Origin of the sequence: Listeria grayi DSM 20601 (assembly GCF_000148995.1) — a bacterium.
In the GTDB taxonomy this organism is placed as follows: Bacteria; Bacillota; Bacilli; order Lactobacillales; family Listeriaceae; genus Listeria; species Listeria grayi.
In genome coordinates, this window is record NZ_GL538353.1 from 538,478 (window position 1) to 556,570 (window position 18,093).

The window sequence follows — 18,093 nt, forward strand, 5'->3', positions numbered from 1 at the left end:
GGGAAAAACTAGGAAAAGTCTAGCAACTATGATAGAATGGACAATGTAATTATATTTAGATACAAGAACGAAGAATCGAAATAATCATGCGGAGGTGCTCGTTATGCCGTTATCGCCATTAGATATACATAACAAAGAATTTACTAGAAGTTTTCGAGGCTATGATGAAGATGAAGTGAACGATTTTCTGGATCAGATCATTAAAGACTATGAACAATTGATCAAAGAAAAGAAAAAGCTGGAAGATACTTTGAATAACAGTGAAGAACGCCTTGGCCACTTCACCAACATTGAAGAAACACTTAATAAATCACTGATCGTTGCGCAGACTGCTGCAGAAGAAGTCAAACATTCTGCTAATAAAGAAGCGAAACTGATCGTTCGTGAAGCAGAAAAAAATGCCGATCGTATTTTAGGGGATTCGTTATCGAAAGCACGCAAAGTGGCTATCGAGATCGAAGACTTGAAACGCCAATCCAAAGTTTTCCGCGAACGTTTGAAAATGTTAGTGGAAGCGCAAATGGATCTTATCAAAAGCGACGATTGGCAGCAGTTGATGTCTTATGATGTCGATGCGACGGAATTGAAACAACTAAAAGAAGTCAAACAAACAGACGAAGATGGAGACAAGTAAAAAGCGAGCAGACAAGTTTGAGCGAGTCAGCGAACGGTGCGAGGCTGATAACTTTAACGCTTTTGAAATCACTCTGGAGTCCCGTTTCCGAAAGTAAGTAAGAAATGGCGCGAACCTAGCGTTATAGGTGTATCAAAGTGGGTGGCGATCCGTCGTCATCAACAAGGGTGGTACCGCGATTCATCTCGTCCCTTTTTTAGGGAGGAGATTTTTTGTTTTATGTTAAATAAAAAAGGAGAAGTGAACATGGAATATAAAGAAACATTATTGATCCCGAAAACAGCATTTCCAATGCGTGGAAATTTACCTGTACGTGAACTAGAATGGCAAAAAGAATGGGAAGAAAATGATATTTATGCACGTCGTCAAGAATTAAATGAAGGAAAACCGACTTTCATCCTGCATGATGGGCCTCCTTATGCGAACGGAAATATCCACTTAGGCCACTCGCTGAACAAAATCAGTAAAGACATCATTGTACGCTATAAATCAATGACAGGCTTCCGTTCTCCGTATGTACCAGGTTGGGATACACATGGTCTACCGATCGAACAAGTACTTGCCAATAAAGGCGTGAAGCGCAAAGAAATGACCATGGCAGAATATCGCAAACATTGTATGGAATATGCCCTGAGTCAAGTGGACAAACAACGCGAAGATTTCAAAAGGCTTGGCGTTGCTGCGGATTGGGAAAATCCGTATATCACGTTGCAACCGGAATATGAAGCAGCTCAAATCCGCGTGTTCGGTAAAATGGCAGAAAAAGGATATATTTATAAAGGGTTGAAACCGATCTATTGGTCACCTTCCAGTGAATCTTCGCTCGCAGAAGCTGAAATCGAATATAAAGATGTAAAATCCGCTTCGATCTATGTAGCTTTCAAAGTAGTAGACGGAAAAGATGTGCTACCTGATGATGCAGAACTTGTTATCTGGACAACAACACCATGGACTTTGCCAGCAAACCTTGGAATCTCTGTTAATCCAGAATATACTTATTCTGTGGTAAAAGTCGGCGAACGCAAATTTGTGATCGCAAAAGAACTATTAGAACAAGTAGCAAAAGAGATCGGCTGGGAAGACTATGAGAGCCTTCAAGAAGTGAAAGGCGACGAACTGGAATATGTAACAGCGCAGCATCCATTCTACGACCGGACATCGCTTGTCATGATCGGCGACCACGTGACATTAGATGCTGGTACTGGTCTCGTCCACACAGCACCAGGACATGGGGAAGACGATTATTTCATCGGGAAAAGATATGACTTGGAAGTTCTATCTCCTGTAGACAGCAGAGGTTGTTACACTGATGAAGCACCAGGGTTTGAAGGAATCTTCTACGATAAAGCTAATCCAATGATCACCGAATTGTTGGAAGAAAAAGGAGCATTGCTGAAACTCGATTTCTTCACGCATAGCTATCCGCATGATTGGCGCACAAAGAAACCGGTCATCTACCGTGCGACCGCTCAATGGTTTGCTTCGATCGATGCTTTCCGTCAAAACATTTTGGATGAAGTAGAAAAAGTCGATTGGGTAATCCCTTGGGGCAAGACTCGTCTTTACAATATGATCCGCGATCGCGGCGACTGGGTGATTTCCAGACAACGTGCTTGGGGTGTTCCACTGCCGATTTTCTATGCCGAAAATGGCGAAGCGATCCTAAGCAAAGAAACGATCGAACATGCAGCTGCACTTTTTGCAGAACATGGCTCGAATGTTTGGTTTGAAAGAGAAGCAAAAGACTTGCTTCCAAAAGGATTTACGCATCCAGGAAGCCCGAACGGCGAATTTACGAAAGAAACAGATATCATGGATGTATGGTTCGACTCCGGTTCTTCTCATGAAGCGGTCTTGAAACAACGTCCGAATCTTACCTTCCCGGCCGATCTTTATTTAGAAGGCTCGGATCAATACCGCGGCTGGTTCAACTCCAGTATCACGACCAGCGTAGCGATCAATGGCGTTGCACCTTATAAAGCCGTCCTTTCGCAAGGATTTACACTTGATCCGCAAGGCCGCAAGCAAAGTAAATCTCTTGGAAATACGATCGAACCGAAGAAAGTAACGAATCAATTAGGTGCTGACATCCTGCGTCTTTGGGTAGCAAGTGTCGATTATGAATCTGATGTCCGTGTAGATATGAATACGCTGAATCAAGTAGCCGAGGTATACCGCAAGCTCCGCAACACATTGCGTTTCTTACTTGCGAACGTTTCTGACTTCGATCCAAAAGCTGATACTGTTGCATTTGAAGATCTTCGTTCCGTAGATCAATATATGACAGTACGATTGAACCAAGTGATCGACTCGATCCGCAAAGGTTATGACGCGTACGCTTTCTCATCGGTCTACAAAACGATCGTCAACTTCTGTACAAGCGAACTTTCTGCTTTCTATCTAGACTTTGCCAAAGATGTGGTATATATCGAGCCAGAGAACAGCCACGCCCGTCGCTGTATGCAAACCGTCTTTTATCAAACGGCTGTCGCACTTACTAAACTATTGACACCGATCTTGCCGCATACTTCGGAAGAAATCTGGAAATTCTATAAAGAAGAAGAGGATTATGTCCAATTAGCAGAATTACCGGCTGGTGAAACATTTGCGAATCAAGATGCTTTGTTAACAGAATGGAATGCGTTCATGAGCTTGCGCGATAAAGTCTTAAAAGCATTGGAAGAAGCGCGGAATGCGAAATTGATCGGTAAATCGTTTGAAGCAAAAGTAACGCTTTATCCATCCGCTTCTGTAAAAGAATTGATCGACGGATTGGACAGTGATCTAGCGCAGTTGCTGATTGTATCGCAATTCAGCTTGGCGGATACTGAAACACAAGCACCAGCAGAAGCACACGTTTTTGAAGACGTGAGCGTACTGGTCGAAAAAGCGCAAGGCGAAACATGCGAACGCTGCCGTGTAGTGAAAACAGATGTTGGTCATGATCATAATCACCCAACACTTTGTGCGCGCTGTGCGGATATTGTCACCAAAAATTATGAAGCATAAGTGATATAAATCAGAGCGGAGTCAGCGAATGGAGTTTTCTCGCTGACTCCATTTTTTAATGGTACAATAGAAAAAAACGGGTAAAGGTGTGAAAGCAATGGAACTGACATTTATCAAAGTACATGGTTCTCAAAATGACTTTTTTATTATTGATGAGATCGATAACCGCATTGTGGATTGGACCGATGTGAACCGCCGGATCTTCACCAAACAGATCTGTGACCGTTCGCATGAACTTGGTGGTGCTGATGGCGTCTTATTCGTCAGTGCAAGCATCAATGCCGGTGCAGCCTATAAAATGCGCGTTTTCAACAGTGATACCTCCGAAGCCTCTATGTGCGGGAATGGACTGCGGACAGTAGCACGTTATTTGTTGGAAAAAGAAGATGAAAAGCAGCTGATCGTTGAAACGATGAAAGCAAATCTAGAAGTGGCACAGGCAGAATCTCTTGGTTTTGGAATCCCAACTTACCAAGTCGAGATCTCGCCGGTTTTATTTGAACCGGAAGCATTGCCGTTCCATTACAATGGGAAAGCCGTATTCAACGAACCGATTCCTGAGCTGGATAACGAACTTGCCTTTTCTACTGTAGCGGTTCCTAATCCGCATTTGATCAGTTTTGTCGATCAAGAGCAGTTGGACTCTGATAAACAAGAAACGTTAGCCAGTTATCTGAATGGGGAAAATCCGTATTTCCCTGACGGCGTCAATGTCAGCTTCGTTAAACGATTGGCAGCGGATAAGATCTATGTTCGTACGTTTGAACGCGGCGTAGGCTTTACCAATGCTTGCGGGACAGCAATGTCAGCCTCTAGTCTCATCAAAAAGCAACTAGATGATGATACACTGGAAGCAGTGACGCATGTATATAATGACGGCGGAAGGGTGCAAGTAACGGCGGAACAAGCCGACGACGGCACTTACAAACTTCATTTGATTGGAAACGCGACATTCACCAAGACAGGAATCGTCCGTTTTGATGAAGCGGAAGGTATTTCTGTCATTCAAGCAAAAGAAACTGGTGAGGAAGAAAATTATCAGCAGCTCGTAAAGGAAACAACCGCGTTTTTACAAGAAAATGTCTAAAAGGAGCTCAAAATGAATAAGAATCAAAAAACAATTACAGCATTACTAGCAGTTGGGATCGTGGCATTGATCCTGTTTCTGATCGACATGGTCGGCATTATCAAAGAAAGCAATTGGGTAGCTAAATTTGATCTTTACTGGATCCATCATATCCATACCGACTTCACAAGTGGCAAAACGGCATTCATCAAATTTTATACACACCTCGGCAGTGCAGAATTCGTGATCGTTTATACGGTTATTATTGCCTTGATCCTGTTCGCTTTCCGTAAATTTGTCACTGGCTTATGGTTCGGAGGCACGGTATTGGTGGGCGCTATCATCGTGAACTATCTTTTGAAACATATCGTGAGCCGAGTTCGGCCAGCACAAGGACAGTGGCTCGTGCAGGAAAGCGGTTTTAGTTTCCCAAGTGGACATGCTACAGCGTCAGCAGTATTTTTCAGTTTAGCGGCACTTTTCTTGATGCTCGTCGTTCATAAAGTCTATCAAAGAATCGTGATCGGTGTGGTAGCTTTTCTACTGATCCTCAGCATTATGTACTCGCGCATCTACTTAGGGGTCCACTATCCAACCGATGTACTGGGCGGATTATTGATCGGCGTTGCAGCGTCGACGATCTCCGTGGCAGTATACTTGCTTGTAAAAGCACCACTGCATCAGCTGCTACGCAAATGGCGTTTGAATGATAAGACAAATCTAGGTAATTAATCGGCGTTAAAAAACGAGATCACATTAAACAGAGTGGTCTCGTTTTCCTTTTTTGATCGTGTAAAGGTAGGACATGTCAAAATGAAAAAGCAAGAATATTCAATCTTGTAACCGTATTATATTTTGCTTGCAAAATTTCTGCACAAGCGTTACTATATAAATGTAATAAAAATATAGAACCAAAAGTGTTACCGAGAATTCACATTTTATAAAGGGTGTTAATACTTCTTCATTTTGGTCTAATTCCCTTTATAATATGTGAATTTTTTTATGAAAAACAAAGGTTAGCTTGTTGTAAGGCAGTTTCCAGTCGTTTTTTGTTAGTAAAGGAACATATTAAGAAAATTTTTTGGAGGTTTGTGAATTATGCAAACAGGTACAGTTAAATGGTTCAACAGTGAAAAAGGCTTTGGTTTCATCGAAGTTGAAGGTGGAGACGACGTATTCGTACACTTCAGCGCTATCCAAGGCGACGGATTCAAAACACTTGACGAAGGTCAAAGCGTAGAATTCGAAATCGTTGAAGGTCAACGTGGCCCTCAAGCTGAAAACGTAGTTAAACTTTAATCGTTTGACCGTTGAAGCGAAAAAACCGGCAATGCTCAGGGAAAGGAGCATTGCCGGTTTTTTTATTGTCACAGCTTTTGATACAGTTTTAAACTAATTATATAACAGAAAATAAAACAAAATCCTTGTAAAATGCAATTATAAGAGTATAATCGTCTTTATAGATATAACTGTATTAATAAAATCAATATAATAAATTATAACAAGGAATGATGGAAATGGAAAAAGCAAAAGAAGCACAAGCAACCAAATCAGGAGCCGATTTAGTGGTTGATACGTTGATCAATCAAGGTGTTACGCATGTATTCGGGATCCCAGGTGCTAAGATCGATAAAGTATTTGATGTGATGGCAGATCGAGGACCAGAGTTGATTGTCAGCCGGCATGAGCAAAATGCTGCATTTATGGCTGCTGCGATCGGGCGCCTTACAGGGAAACCAGGGGTTGTCATGGTAACCAGTGGACCAGGAGCTTCAAATTTAGCAACTGGACTTGTCACTGCAACCGCAGAAGGGGATCCGGTTGTTGCGATCGCCGGAAATGTTACGCGTCAAGATCGTTTGAAACGGACACATCAATCAATGGATAATGCTGCGTTGTTCCGTCCAATCACCAAATACAGCGAAGAAGTCATCCATGCCGAAAACGTTCCGGAAGCACTCACGAATGCATTTCGTGCCGCTTCTGAACCGAATCAAGGTGCTGCTTTTGTCAGCTTGCCGCAAGATATCGTGGGGGAAGAAAATGTGCCGGTGAAAGCGATTCGCCCACTTCAAAAGCCGAAAAGCGGTCCAGCTTCTTCCGAACAAGTAGCGAAATTAGTAGCGCGCTTGAAGAAAGCAAAATTACCAGTATTGTTACTAGGAATGCGGGCATCAAGTCCTGAAGTGACCGGTGCGATCAGACGCTTATTGGAAAAAACGAGTATCCCTGTTGTCGAAACTTTCCAAGCAGCCGGTGTCATTTCTCGCGACCTAGAAACTAACTTCTTCGGACGAGTTGGCTTATTCCGCAATCAACCAGGAGATATTTTATTGAATAAAGCAGATCTAGTAATCACAGTTGGCTACGATCCAATCGAATACGATCCAAAAGCATGGAATGCAGGTTCTGAACATGCCATTGTGCATATCGATGACATTATGGCAGATATCGACCATTATTATCAACCTGTGACAGAATTAGTCGGCAACATTGCTTTGACAGTGGATTCGATCAACGCAAAATTTGACGGTCTGGAATTGGCTGACAAAGAAATTGCCGTTTTAGATAATCTGCGCAGTAAATTAGAAGAACGAGATGTTCCCCCGGTTTATCCTGATTCCAACGTCGTGCATCCGCTTCACGTCATTCAAACATTGCGTTCGATGATCGATGACAACGTGACTGTAACCGTTGATGTTGGCTCTCATTATATCTGGATGGCACGTCATTTCCGCTCCTATGAACCGCGCCGTCTGCTTTTCTCTAATGGTATGCAGACGCTAGGCGTAGCACTCCCTTGGGGCATTGCTGCAACACTTGTTCGTCCAGGCGAAAAAGTAGTTTCGATTTCTGGAGATGGAGGTTTCTTGTTTTCCGCAATGGAACTTGAAACAGCTGTTCGTCTTCATGCGCCACTTGTTCATTTAGTTTGGAATGATGGTAGCTATGATATGGTTGCTTTCCAACAAAAAATGAAATACGGTAAAGAAGCAGCAGTGCGTTTCGGTGCTGTCGATATCGTGAAATATGCAGAAAGCTTTGGTGCCAAAGGACTTCGTGTCAATCATCCAGATGAATTGGAAAGTGTTCTTTCCGAAGCTATGCGCACAGAAGGCCCTGTGGTAGTCGATATTCCGATCGATTATCGCGACAATATCCAGCTCGGAGAAACCTTACTTCCTGACCAATTCTATTAAAAATCCGCAAAAAGCCGCTTGTAAGCAAGAATAACGTTTACGAGCGGCTTTTTTATTTGTATACTAAAGGAAAGGACAATAGGCTCGTATAATGATGAAGGCGCTTTATTAAGCCGAGGGGGAGAATACATGGGAGTGACAATCCGTGAAATAGCGGCAGCAACAGGGGTATCGATCACCGCCGTATCACAAATCTTAAATGGAAAAGGAGAACGGTTCAGCCTTGCAACTCGAGAACGTGTATTGAAAACAGCGAAGGAACAAAATTACAAACCGAATTTCTTCGCGAAAAACATGGTCATTACCCGCACCAACACGATTGGTATGATCGTTCCGGAAGTGACTGATCCGTTTTTCTCACAAATGATCAAAGGGGCAGAAGACTTCCTAAATCAAAATGATTACATGATCATTCTCTGCAACTCTTCTAATGAACGCCAGCGGGAATTTCAATATGTCGAAGAGTTGCTGCACCGGGCAGTGGACGGTGTTATTATCGCGACACCACATTTGATCGATGAGAAGACACTTAGTGCGATTCGTGTGAAAAAGCGCCCGTACATCTTGCTGGATCATCAACTGAATCCCCGTCAAGAAGGCCGGATCACGATCGACGACGTCCAAGGCGGTTATATCGCCACGCGTCACTTGATCGAAAATGGTCACCGTAAAATCGGAATCATTACGTCGGATACTACTTTTTACAATGTCAGCGGTCGGTTGGAAGGATATTTTGAAGCTTTAGCAGAAGCCGGGATCCCAGTCCAAGAGAAGTATATCGAGCGAGCAAATCAAACGACACAAGGCGGATATGAAGCGGCAGAGCGATTATTGAAAGAAGACGTTACCGCGATTTTTGCAACGAATGATTTAATGGCATTTGGAACGTACCGGGCAGCCTGGGGAGAAAAAATCCGCATCCCGGAAGACCTCAGTGTGATCGGATTTGATGATATCGAGATGTCTGCATTTACAACACCACCGCTTACGACTGTCCGTCAGCCAGTTTATCAAATCGGAGCAACAGCGGCGGAACTGTTGCTACGCAAAGTTGAAGCACCCACGGAAAAAGTAGGCAATCAGCATTTTGAGATCGAATTGATCGAACGCGGTAGCGTAGCGCGAGTCAACCAACCGGTTTGAGCCAGCTTGGCGAAAAACGCTTATCTTCGTTGTTAATGTCTGCGTTCCGATGCTCACCTACATAAGTACGTTCCGTTTCGGTACTCGACTTTGCCTAGAATCTAATCATTTTTTCGCCAAGCCGGGAATAGCAAGGAAATGATTGAAATAGTGTTTTTCTTCCGTTTGAACTTAGCAGCTTATAACTGTTAAGTTTTTTTGATTTTTTTTCTAAAGACAAACCATAGAACGGAAAAGCTTTTCGAGGATAAACGGCATTAAAATCAAAATGTAAGCGCTTGACAAAATTTAAGTTTAACGTTAAACTTTGTTTGTAATTCAGTTTAACGTTAAACCTTAAAAATGGAGGGCTTGTTATGTGGAAAAAATTAGTTACAGTCGTTTTAGTTTTAATGGTTGTAAGCTTAGCAGCTTGTTCATCAGGTGGAAGTAGCACAGGGAGTGGCAAGAAAGATACGAAGAAAGACAAAGGACTTGATCCGATTGGTCAAACTGTCAAATATGATCCTAATCATCTCGTGAATAAAGGCGAACCGATCGATATCGAGTACTGGACATGGGTCGACAATGATCCTGCCATTGCATTAGCAAAAAAATATGAAAAAACATATCCAAATGTCAAGATCAAAACAGTTATCCAGCCTTGGGATGATTTCTGGACGAAGTTGCCATTAGCACTGAAAGGGAAAAATGGACCAGCGATCTTTAATGTTCACAACTCTCAAAATGATTTGTTGATGCCTTACATGGCAGCATACAAAATCCCAGTCAAAGACTTAGAAGCAGACTTTACTTCTGTACCTTCTCATGTAGTAGACGGTAAAATCTATTACACAGATATCTCTATCAATACTGGTAACATTTACTATAACAAGAAATTATGGAAAGAAGCAGGTTTAACGGAGAGCGATATTCCGAAAACATGGGAAGAATTCACAGCAGTAGCGAAAAAATTGACTAAAGAAAAAAATGATAAGATCACGCAAGCTGGTTTCAATTTTAACAGTGAAACATATAGTGCGATGATCGAGGGCTTGAATTATCAAAAAGGAACACTGCTTTTTGATAAAGATGGCAAAAAAGTGAATTTCGATAATAAAACAACCAAAGAAAACACCCAATTCCTGAAAGATCTCTATGACAAAGAAAAAGTCGGCTCCAAAGATTTCGGAACAGATTCTTCTCAAAGCTTTGGAAATGGACAAAGTGCGATGGTTTATAAATGGGGTTGGTATCAAGGAGAACTGAAAAATAAATATCCGGACATCGATTATGGGGTTTTCCCAACGCCAACACCGACAAAAGATACCCCATTCGCGTATGACCGCTACAACGGGGAAAGTACTCCAGGTATCAACAAAAATCAAACGAAAGGGCAACAAGCAGTAGCGCAGGACTTCTTGAAATACTTGCTCGCAAATGATGACTATTCGAAACAAGGAGCATTGAATCTAGCTTCCTTCCCAACGAAGAAATCCTTAGCGAAAGACAAAGATATTTTAGCGGATCCAGTTTTGAAAGCGTTATCTAACCGCATCGACCGTTTGATCTGGCCGGGCGCATTCCCAGCAGTAATCGAATCGACTTCGACACAAACAATGGAGGATGTGCTTTATAACGGTAAATCAGTCGACCAAGCGCTGAAAGACGGACAAGCGAAAATCGATAAAGAAATGGCGAAGAGCGATTTTAAAGCAAGCGAATCGAAATATAAATTCTATAACGAAGCAAATTAATTTTGGGGAGTGCATCAAGGGATGAACTTGGTGTACTCCTTTAAAAAAGGATGAGAAATATGGAAGTGAAAGCAAAGCGGAAGGCACTACGGTTTTTCGATTTTAAGAATACAACCATGTTGCTCTTAGTGATCTATCTCGCGATTTTCTTAGTATACCCGATCTATAAAGCATTCGCCGGGAGTTTTCATGGTTGGAATCCGCTCATTGATAAATATGATTTTGTCGGCCTGCAAAATTTTAAAGATGTCCTTGCTGATAAATTATTTTGGAGCTCGATCAGCAATACCTTTATTTTTTCCTTCTTCGCGATTGTTTTTCGTGTCGTGATCGGATTAGGGCTGGCGCTGATGATCTACTCCAAAATGACAAAGGTAAAGTCCTTTTTCCAAGGGATGTTCTACATGCCGACGATCACACCGCTCGTAGCTGTTTCCTTTGTGTGGATGTGGTTGTATAATCCGCAATTCGGGCTGATCAACAAAGTGTTCGGGCTGGATATCAATTGGCTCAACAATTCGCATTATGCCTTGCCAGCTATTATTATCATGACGATCTGGAAAGATTTCGGCTATGCGACGGTTATTTTCATCGGTGGATTGATGAGTTTGCCAGACGACGTTTACGAAGCAGCAAGCATTGACGGCGCTTCAAAATGGCAGCAGTTCAGAAGTATTACCTGGCCGCTCTTGAAACCGACGACATTATTCGTAGTCATTACTTCTTTAATTACGTACTTACAGACCTACATCCAAATCTTGATTATGACGGACGGCGGTCCGGGGACTTCCACCTATGTGATCTCCTATTTGATCTATGACGAGGCATTTGTGAAATACAATTTCGGTACTGCTTCGGCAATGAGTATCATTTTGTTTGTTATGATCGCGCTGCTTACAGCGATCATGTTTAAAGTAACCGGAGAAAGGAAGATGACGCCATGATCCAAGAATCCCTTACCAGTAAAATGTTTAAATGGGGTTTTAACCTGATATTATTAGTGCTTGCGCTGATTACGGTCATTCCTTTTATCTGGATGCTGGTGTCCTCTTTTGCACCAAACAGCGAGATCGTCAAAATCGGTGGATCGTTTTTTCCGAAGATGTCGACGCTGCAGAATTATATCAATGTTCAGGAAAATTTCAATTTTATGCGGATGTTTGCAAACAGTCTATTTATTGCGATCGTCGTCACTGTGATCATTATTTATACGAGCGCAGCAATCGGCTTCGTGTTTGCGAAATTCCATTTCCGATTTAAAAAGGTAATTTTCGGAATCGTGTTATCCACAATGATGCTACCGTGGTGTGTAACGATCATCCCTAAATATGAGATGATGCTACAGTTCGGCTGGCTCGATTCGTATAAGTCGTTGATCATTCCCTCCATGATAAGTGCTTTCGGGATCTTTTTATTCCGGCAAAGTATCTCGCAGATCTCTGATGAAATGATGGAAGCGGCTCGGATCGACGGAGCATCGGATTTTTATATTTTCCATCGCATCATTTTACCGATGTCGCGCAACACGATCGCAAGTTTGGCGATTTTCCAATTCCTTTGGGTCTGGGAAGATTTCCTCTGGCCTTATCTCATGATCAATGACGAAAACAAACAATTGATCTCTGTAGGGCTACGCTTGTTCAATGGTCAATATGGCACGGATTACGGCGGTTTATTTGCCGCTACATCCATCTCGATCATTCCGGTCATCATTATTTATTTGATTTTCCAGAAGCAATTTGTAGCAGGGATCGCGAAAGGCTCAGGCAAATAAAACTATCAATTTTTCGAAAAAAACCATATAATGACTGTATTAAAATAGAGTTGGTGAGAATATGAAAATTACAATCAAACAAATAGCAGAAGAATCTGGTGTAAGTGTGACAACTGTGTCGAATGTGATCAATAAAAAGGCACACCGCGTTTCCGCGGATAAAATCAAACTGATCGAATCCATCATGAAAAAGTACAATTATACACCGAATATGAATGCTCGTTCGCTCGTAAAATCTTCTTCCCGACTGATCGGTCTACTTTATTATTCGGAAAATGAACGCATCAACTTTGCAGATCCGTTTGTTACCGAGATTTTGGAAGGTATTGAGAAAAAAGCAAAAGAATATGGTTATTTTACCTTGATCCACAACATTACTTCTGTAGAAGACGTCGAAGCGGTACAAATGAATTGGAAATTTGAAGGTTTTATCGCTGTCGGGGTATCGGAAAGTTTTTTTGCGGCCATTGATCATAAGATTCAGGCACCAGTTATTTTTATCGATACCCACCTTTCAGAAGAAACCAAGCAAGAAGTGAAAACGAGCAAGTGGGAACGCTGCTTTATCCATACAGATGATAAAAAAGTTGGTTATCAGGCAACGGATTATTTAGCAAACTGCGGTCACGAGCAGATCGGTTTCCTATCTTATCCATTTAAGATCGATGCCACTGGTGTTATCCACAACCGTTTTGAAGGCTATAAGCAAGCTTTAGCGGAGCACGGACTTCAATACGATGACCGTTTGAGCTTTACTAGTTTTGAATTCGAGAAAATAGTGACACAACTGGATAAAATCACTGCATTGGTAGTTACTGCTGATTTTCTTGCGGTGGAATTTATTCATTATCTAAAGGAAAATCATTGCTATGATCCAAAGCACATTTCCATTATCGGCTTTGATGATATCCGCTATGCTAAACTAATGGATCCGCCACTTACCACCATTCGTCTGGATCAAGTACGCAAAGGCGAATTGGCCGTGGATGTATTAGCGAGCCGTACCACAAATAAAGAGACGGAGCAGGAAAAGAATTTTATCTTGCCTGGCGAATTGATCGAACGAGAATCCGTGATGAAACGGACTTAATGTTAAGATTTGAACAAAGGAGTGGACTACATGCAAGAAGACAATATCATTCAAGGAGAGACCTATCGATTTACATTGATCACGGAGAAACTGATCCGCTTGGAATATTCCGAGACCGGCGTGTTTGAAGATGCACCGACCCAGACCGTTTTGAACCGTGATCTTGGTAAAGTAGCCTATCATCTTATCGATGAAGAGAATCGTCTAGAGATCATTACTACTCACTTTCATCTTTATTATAATAAAGCAGCTTTTTCCAAAGATAATCTGTTCATCGATGTTTTAAATAAATATTCGCTCTACAATAATCGCTGGTATTACGGGACAACTCCGGAAACCCTGAAAGGCACTGCTCGAACGCTAGATATGATCGACGGCAGCACGGAGCTAGGAGAGGGCATCATCAGCAAGGCCGGCTTGGCGATCCTCGATGATTCGGATTCTTTTGTTTTAGATGAAAATAATAATCCAGAGCCGCGAAAACAACCCGAAGAAGATCTGTACTTTTTCGGTTATGGCCGTAGTTATTTAGAAGCAATCCAAGATTTTTACAAACTGACAGGTAAAACACCGCTTTTACCACGTTATGCGCTAGGGAATTGGTGGAGCAGATATTGGAAATATGACGAAGGGGAATATTTGGAATTAATGGATCGCTTTGAAAACGAAAAGGTACCGCTATCTGTCAGCGTGATCGATATGGATTGGCATCTGACTGATCTTCCTGAACGTTTCGGAAGCGGCTGGACAGGCTACACATGGAATCGCGAATTATTTCCCGATCCAAAACGGTTTTTGAAAACGCTTCACGAAAAAGGGTTAAAAGTAACGCTCAATGTGCATCCTGCTTCTGGGATTTTAGCTTTTGAAGAACAATACCCTGTCGTCGCAGAAAAATTGGGACTGGACCCTAGCATCGAAGAGCCAGCTAAGTTTGATATCGACAATCCCGCTTTTCGGGAAACCTATTTTGAAGATGTCCATCATCCGCTTGAAAAAGAGGGAGTTGATTTCTGGTGGATCGACTGGCAGCAAGGGACAAATACCTGTAACCGCGGTTTAGATCCACTTTGGCTACTGAACCACTATCATTATCAAGATATCCAAGCCAATCACGCCAATGGCATCATTTTATCCCGCTACGCTGGGCCGGGCAGCCATCGCTACCCAATCGGATTTTCCGGCGATGCCGTGATCTCATGGAAGTCCTTGGCGTTTCAACCCTATTTCACGGCGACCGCTTCCAATATCGGTTATACGTGGTGGAGCCATGATATTGGCGGACATATGCAAGGTTACCGCGAAGATGAATTGGCACTGCGTTGGTATCAATTCGGCGTTTTCAGTCCGATCAATCGTCTGCACAGCTCTTGCAGCCCATTTACTGGGAAAGAGCCATGGCGTTTCAACCCGATCGTCGCAGAAGCAATGAAAGATTTCTTACGCCTTCGACATGCGTTTATCCCTTATCTGTATACACTGAATGTGCAAACTCACCGCGATGGAATCCCATTGATCATGCCGATTTATTACCTAAATCCAGATCGCGAAGAAGCATACCACGTTCCGAATGAATATTATTTCGGTGAACAATTGATCGTCGCGCCGATCACAGAACGAATGGACAAAAAGCTGCAATACGGTTCCACAAAAGTCTGGCTTCCAGAAGGCAGCTGGTATGATTTTTTCACAGGTAGAAGGTATAAAGGAAATGTGGAGCTTGAAGTATTCAGAAGTCTGGAAGAATACCCTGTTTTTGCCAAAGCAGGAGCAATCATCCCACTAGATAAATATCCGGCTGAGACTAAAGGCGAAACATTGCCGCTCACACTGGAATGGCAGCTGTTTGCAGGAGCAAGCAATCGTTTTACAATGGTGGAAAAAGCAGGAGACAATGAAGCGAAAACGACTGTCGAATTGGATATAGAAGCGAAAAAAGTCCATCTCCATGTCGAAGATCCAGCTGGCATTTTACCAAAAGAGCGAACACATCTCCTGCATTTAAAAGGTTTTGCCGCACTTGGTGAAGCAGTTGGTGCAAAGCGAGTAGAAAAAGAAATGTTTGCTTTAGAAAGTGAAACAGCCATATTCGCCTCCCTAGAGCCGAATAAGGTTCAAGATGTGACCGCAGAAGTATATCGGCGGCTGGATAAAGCGGAAATCGCTTATGATCTCAAAGACCGCTTGTACACGATCTGGCAATCACAAGGCGATGATTTCCAAATTGGCGCCGTACTAGGACAATTGCAGATCAAAGGCTTAGAAGGATTACTATATGAGATGTTATACGTGAAAAACAGTTGACAGTTTGATGGGAAATGATAGAATTAGTGTTACTTATGGGAGAGCCTTGTTTGGATAAGGCTCTCAGGTCGGAAAAATCAACTTTTGAAGGCTTTAAGTTAAGCCGAAAGTTGATTTTTTTCTTTGTTGGACATGAGGTGTCTATAGATTCAGAAATAGGCGTAGGGTTATGCTATAATGCTACTAGATTCACATACATATAAAGATGTGAAACTCATAGTCATTGGATATACATCATAGATTAGAAAGGAGTAAATAAAATGAACAAAGAACCGATGGATATAATGAATATACTAGGGTTGATCATCGCTTCTATTTTGGCTTTCACTCTACCAGTTATTGGATTAGTTCCTAGCATCTATTTACTTGCGAAGCGGAGAAATTATCCAACTAGCGTAAAAATTATTGCTATCACAGCGATTGTTTATCAAGTAATAGTGATTATCCTTGCCTTATTGGGTGTATGGCTTTTTTTTGTAGACACCTCCAGTCAACAGATGGAGATTTCTAACGTGACAACAGAAATTCAGAAATAAAAAAATAGGGAAAACAGTGTGGGACTTTCTCCTTTCCATACTGTTTTTTTTATACTATATCAGTTCACGTTCAAATTTGGCAAAAGCCATGCGTAAAGGGAAGATAAGTTGGTCGATGGAATTGGCTTTCCTTTATATTCCTAGATAGTCAATCAAACGTCACTAAGTGGAGCTTTAATAAAAAGAATAAGTAGATATAAAACACCAAAATCAAATTTAATGCTCCCATAAGAGATCGGGATCGAAAAAGTTCACTTTTTTGATACAAAATCAGATAAAAATTCGGAAATTTGTCACATTTTAATAGAAAAAACTAGGCTATAATTAATGTGATAGCATACTAATGAATAAGGGGAGAAAAATACGATATAGAAGCGAACAAGATATACGCATTTAAAGGATAATAAAGGGAAAAATTATGATACAAGCAATCCATAATCTCTTGTTTTCGAAATATATAAGGGCTTTATGGAGAGCAGCACTAAAAAAACGATTTAGTAGACTCTCCTTTATTATGAAAAAACAGCGGCGTCATTCTCACGTAAAAAAGACAGCCTTATGGATTAATGCATTAGATAGAAAAGAGGAGGTATTTATGAAAAAATTCGGCATGCTTGGTATAACCTTACTAGTATGCATTTCATTAATGGGATGTTCACTAGGGTCAGAGTCACCAAAGAAAAAAGGGGAAACGAAAACGGTAGAAGTTTCTAAAAAAGTATAGCAATAAAAGTATTATCAGGAACGTATGTTATTCCTAAATCTGAAAATGACGAGAAATACCTATCTTTACGTATAAAACTAACCAATAATAGTACAGATACAGAAAGATTATTGGCAAATAATTTCTTTAGTAAATAAAGAAAAAGAAGCAACGAATGCAGAAAGCTATATAGGTTATTCTCATATGTCTATGGACAACGATTATCTAACAGCTAAGAAAATAACTGCAGACACGTCCTTAACAGGAAACATTGTCTTTAAAATTGAGAAGCAAGGCGTATACACACTAAATTATGCCCCCAATATTAAAAAGGCTAAACCAATAAGTCTTAAAATTGATACACGAAATTATGAGGATAAGAGCAAGGAAGCCGAAAAAGCATTGAAAGCTTATGTGAATGAAGTTTACCTTGGAAAGTCAGATCTATATGCGGATAAGTATGTGGAAAATAGTCTGACAGCAGATAAAAAGGAATTTGATACAGAAACAAAGGAAAAAATTCAACGGAATTTTACTTTTTCAAACCCTATTGCGGATAAAGATCTTACTGCTTTATTGAAGGAATTAAAAAAAGGAAACGCTTCTAGAGGTCATGTTGCTTACACGTTAGAATCTTTTTCCGGAGAAGATGCTTATATCGGCGTTAAAGTACGCACTATCAGCCTTACAGATCTAAATTCACAAATGTCCGACCTTTCCAATAAACTTCAAAAGGAAACAAACTATAAAGCAAGCTATAAAGAAACACAAAGTGCCGTTATAGGGATTGTCATTAAAGAATTTCCGGAAATCCTTACAAAATGCCTTTGAAGACAAGTACCGTTTCGACGGTCCATTTAAAGAAAGTAAATAGTAAGTGGAAAATAGATACTGAAGA

Annotated in this window: 15 protein-coding genes and 1 other annotated feature; all 15 genes read left to right on the forward strand. The window is 41.4% G+C overall.

The window, feature by feature from the left end; translation table 11 throughout:
- Positions 1-103 precede the first annotated feature (103 nt).
- The 15 genes from HMPREF0556_RS10135 (at position 104) to HMPREF0556_RS10205 (ending at position 18,026) form a co-directional block, all read left to right on the forward strand.
- On the forward strand, positions 104-634 hold the full coding sequence (locus HMPREF0556_RS10135; protein ID WP_003758256.1) for a DivIVA domain-containing protein: 531 nt from the start codon (positions 104-106) through the stop codon (positions 632-634).
- Positions 609-830, forward strand: a binding site (T-box leader). It overlaps the preceding gene by 26 nt.
- A gap of 50 nt (positions 831-880) precedes the next feature.
- Complete coding sequence (ileS, locus tag HMPREF0556_RS10140) at positions 881-3,643, forward strand: isoleucine--tRNA ligase (RefSeq protein WP_040486858.1); 2,763 nt, start codon at positions 881-883, stop codon at positions 3,641-3,643.
- 97 nt (positions 3,644-3,740) lie between these two features.
- Positions 3,741-4,730: a diaminopimelate epimerase gene (gene dapF, locus HMPREF0556_RS10145; RefSeq protein WP_003758259.1), complete on the forward strand. Its 990-nt coding sequence runs from the start codon at positions 3,741-3,743 to the stop codon at positions 4,728-4,730.
- Between the two features lie 12 nt (positions 4,731-4,742).
- A complete protein-coding gene (locus tag HMPREF0556_RS10150) occupies positions 4,743-5,441 on the forward strand; it encodes a phosphatase PAP2 family protein (protein WP_003758261.1) in 699 nt (232 codons plus the stop codon).
- A 366-nt stretch (positions 5,442-5,807) separates the two neighbouring features.
- Complete coding sequence (cspD, locus tag HMPREF0556_RS10155) at positions 5,808-6,008, forward strand: cold-shock protein CspD (protein WP_003758264.1); 201 nt, start codon at positions 5,808-5,810, stop codon at positions 6,006-6,008.
- Between the two features lie 209 nt (positions 6,009-6,217).
- Complete coding sequence (gene alsS, locus HMPREF0556_RS10160; protein WP_003758266.1) at positions 6,218-7,909, forward strand: acetolactate synthase AlsS; 1,692 nt, start codon at positions 6,218-6,220, stop codon at positions 7,907-7,909.
- A gap of 129 nt (positions 7,910-8,038) precedes the next feature.
- On the forward strand, positions 8,039-9,052 hold the full coding sequence (locus HMPREF0556_RS10165; RefSeq protein WP_003758268.1) for a LacI family DNA-binding transcriptional regulator: 1,014 nt from the start codon (positions 8,039-8,041) through the stop codon (positions 9,050-9,052).
- 356 nt (positions 9,053-9,408) lie between these two features.
- Positions 9,409-10,788: an extracellular solute-binding protein gene (locus HMPREF0556_RS10170; protein ID WP_003758270.1), complete on the forward strand. Its 1,380-nt coding sequence runs from the start codon at positions 9,409-9,411 to the stop codon at positions 10,786-10,788.
- 59 nt (positions 10,789-10,847) lie between these two features.
- Positions 10,848-11,732, forward strand: a complete 885-nt coding sequence (locus tag HMPREF0556_RS10175) for a carbohydrate ABC transporter permease (protein ID WP_040486750.1) — start codon at positions 10,848-10,850, stop codon at positions 11,730-11,732.
- Positions 11,729-12,562, forward strand: a complete 834-nt coding sequence (locus tag HMPREF0556_RS10180) for a carbohydrate ABC transporter permease (protein ID WP_003758274.1) — start codon at positions 11,729-11,731, stop codon at positions 12,560-12,562. Before HMPREF0556_RS10175 ends, HMPREF0556_RS10180 begins: the two co-directional genes overlap by 4 nt.
- A 61-nt stretch (positions 12,563-12,623) precedes the next feature.
- Positions 12,624-13,652, forward strand: a complete 1,029-nt coding sequence (locus HMPREF0556_RS10185; protein WP_003758277.1) for a LacI family DNA-binding transcriptional regulator — start codon at positions 12,624-12,626, stop codon at positions 13,650-13,652.
- A gap of 30 nt (positions 13,653-13,682) precedes the next feature.
- The gene (locus HMPREF0556_RS10190) at positions 13,683-15,956 is read left to right on the forward strand and encodes a glycoside hydrolase family 31 protein (RefSeq protein WP_003758278.1); all 2,274 of its coding nucleotides are present in this window, start codon (positions 13,683-13,685) and stop codon (positions 15,954-15,956) included.
- A 260-nt stretch (positions 15,957-16,216) separates the two neighbouring features.
- Positions 16,217-16,492, forward strand: coding sequence for a hypothetical protein (locus HMPREF0556_RS10195; protein ID WP_003758280.1), 276 nt, complete (start codon positions 16,217-16,219; stop codon positions 16,490-16,492).
- A gap of 418 nt (positions 16,493-16,910) precedes the next feature.
- On the forward strand, positions 16,911-17,216 hold the full coding sequence (locus HMPREF0556_RS10200) for a hypothetical protein (RefSeq protein ID WP_003758282.1): 306 nt from the start codon (positions 16,911-16,913) through the stop codon (positions 17,214-17,216).
- Between the two features lie 183 nt (positions 17,217-17,399).
- Positions 17,400-18,026, forward strand: coding sequence for a DUF5105 domain-containing protein (locus tag HMPREF0556_RS10205; protein WP_040486752.1), 627 nt, complete (start codon positions 17,400-17,402; stop codon positions 18,024-18,026).
- Positions 18,027-18,093 lie beyond the last annotated feature (67 nt).

Excerpts from the sequence above, each read along its gene's own strand:
- HMPREF0556_RS10135 (WP_003758256.1), top strand. The coding sequence starts at position 104 with ATGCCGTTATCGCCATTAGATATACATAACAAAGAATTTACTAGAAGT.
- HMPREF0556_RS10195 (WP_003758280.1), top strand. The coding sequence starts at position 16,217 with ATGAACAAAGAACCGATGGATATAATGAATATACTAGGGTTGATCATC.
- HMPREF0556_RS10170 (WP_003758270.1), top strand. The coding sequence starts at position 9,409 with ATGTGGAAAAAATTAGTTACAGTCGTTTTAGTTTTAATGGTTGTAAGC.
- HMPREF0556_RS10205 (WP_040486752.1), top strand. The coding sequence starts at position 17,400 with ATGTCTATGGACAACGATTATCTAACAGCTAAGAAAATAACTGCAGAC.
- HMPREF0556_RS10165 (WP_003758268.1), top strand. The coding sequence starts at position 8,039 with ATGGGAGTGACAATCCGTGAAATAGCGGCAGCAACAGGGGTATCGATC.
- HMPREF0556_RS10190 (WP_003758278.1), top strand. The coding sequence starts at position 13,683 with ATGCAAGAAGACAATATCATTCAAGGAGAGACCTATCGATTTACATTG.
- HMPREF0556_RS10185 (WP_003758277.1), top strand. The coding sequence starts at position 12,624 with ATGAAAATTACAATCAAACAAATAGCAGAAGAATCTGGTGTAAGTGTG.
- ileS (WP_040486858.1), top strand. The coding sequence starts at position 881 with ATGGAATATAAAGAAACATTATTGATCCCGAAAACAGCATTTCCAATG.
- HMPREF0556_RS10180 (WP_003758274.1), top strand. The coding sequence starts at position 11,729 with ATGATCCAAGAATCCCTTACCAGTAAAATGTTTAAATGGGGTTTTAAC.
- dapF (WP_003758259.1), top strand. The coding sequence starts at position 3,741 with ATGGAACTGACATTTATCAAAGTACATGGTTCTCAAAATGACTTTTTT.
- cspD (WP_003758264.1), top strand. The coding sequence starts at position 5,808 with ATGCAAACAGGTACAGTTAAATGGTTCAACAGTGAAAAAGGCTTTGGT.
- HMPREF0556_RS10175 (WP_040486750.1), top strand. The coding sequence starts at position 10,848 with ATGGAAGTGAAAGCAAAGCGGAAGGCACTACGGTTTTTCGATTTTAAG.
- HMPREF0556_RS10200 (WP_003758282.1), top strand. The coding sequence starts at position 16,911 with ATGATACAAGCAATCCATAATCTCTTGTTTTCGAAATATATAAGGGCT.
- HMPREF0556_RS10150 (WP_003758261.1), top strand. The coding sequence starts at position 4,743 with ATGAATAAGAATCAAAAAACAATTACAGCATTACTAGCAGTTGGGATC.
- alsS (WP_003758266.1), top strand. The coding sequence starts at position 6,218 with ATGATGGAAATGGAAAAAGCAAAAGAAGCACAAGCAACCAAATCAGGA.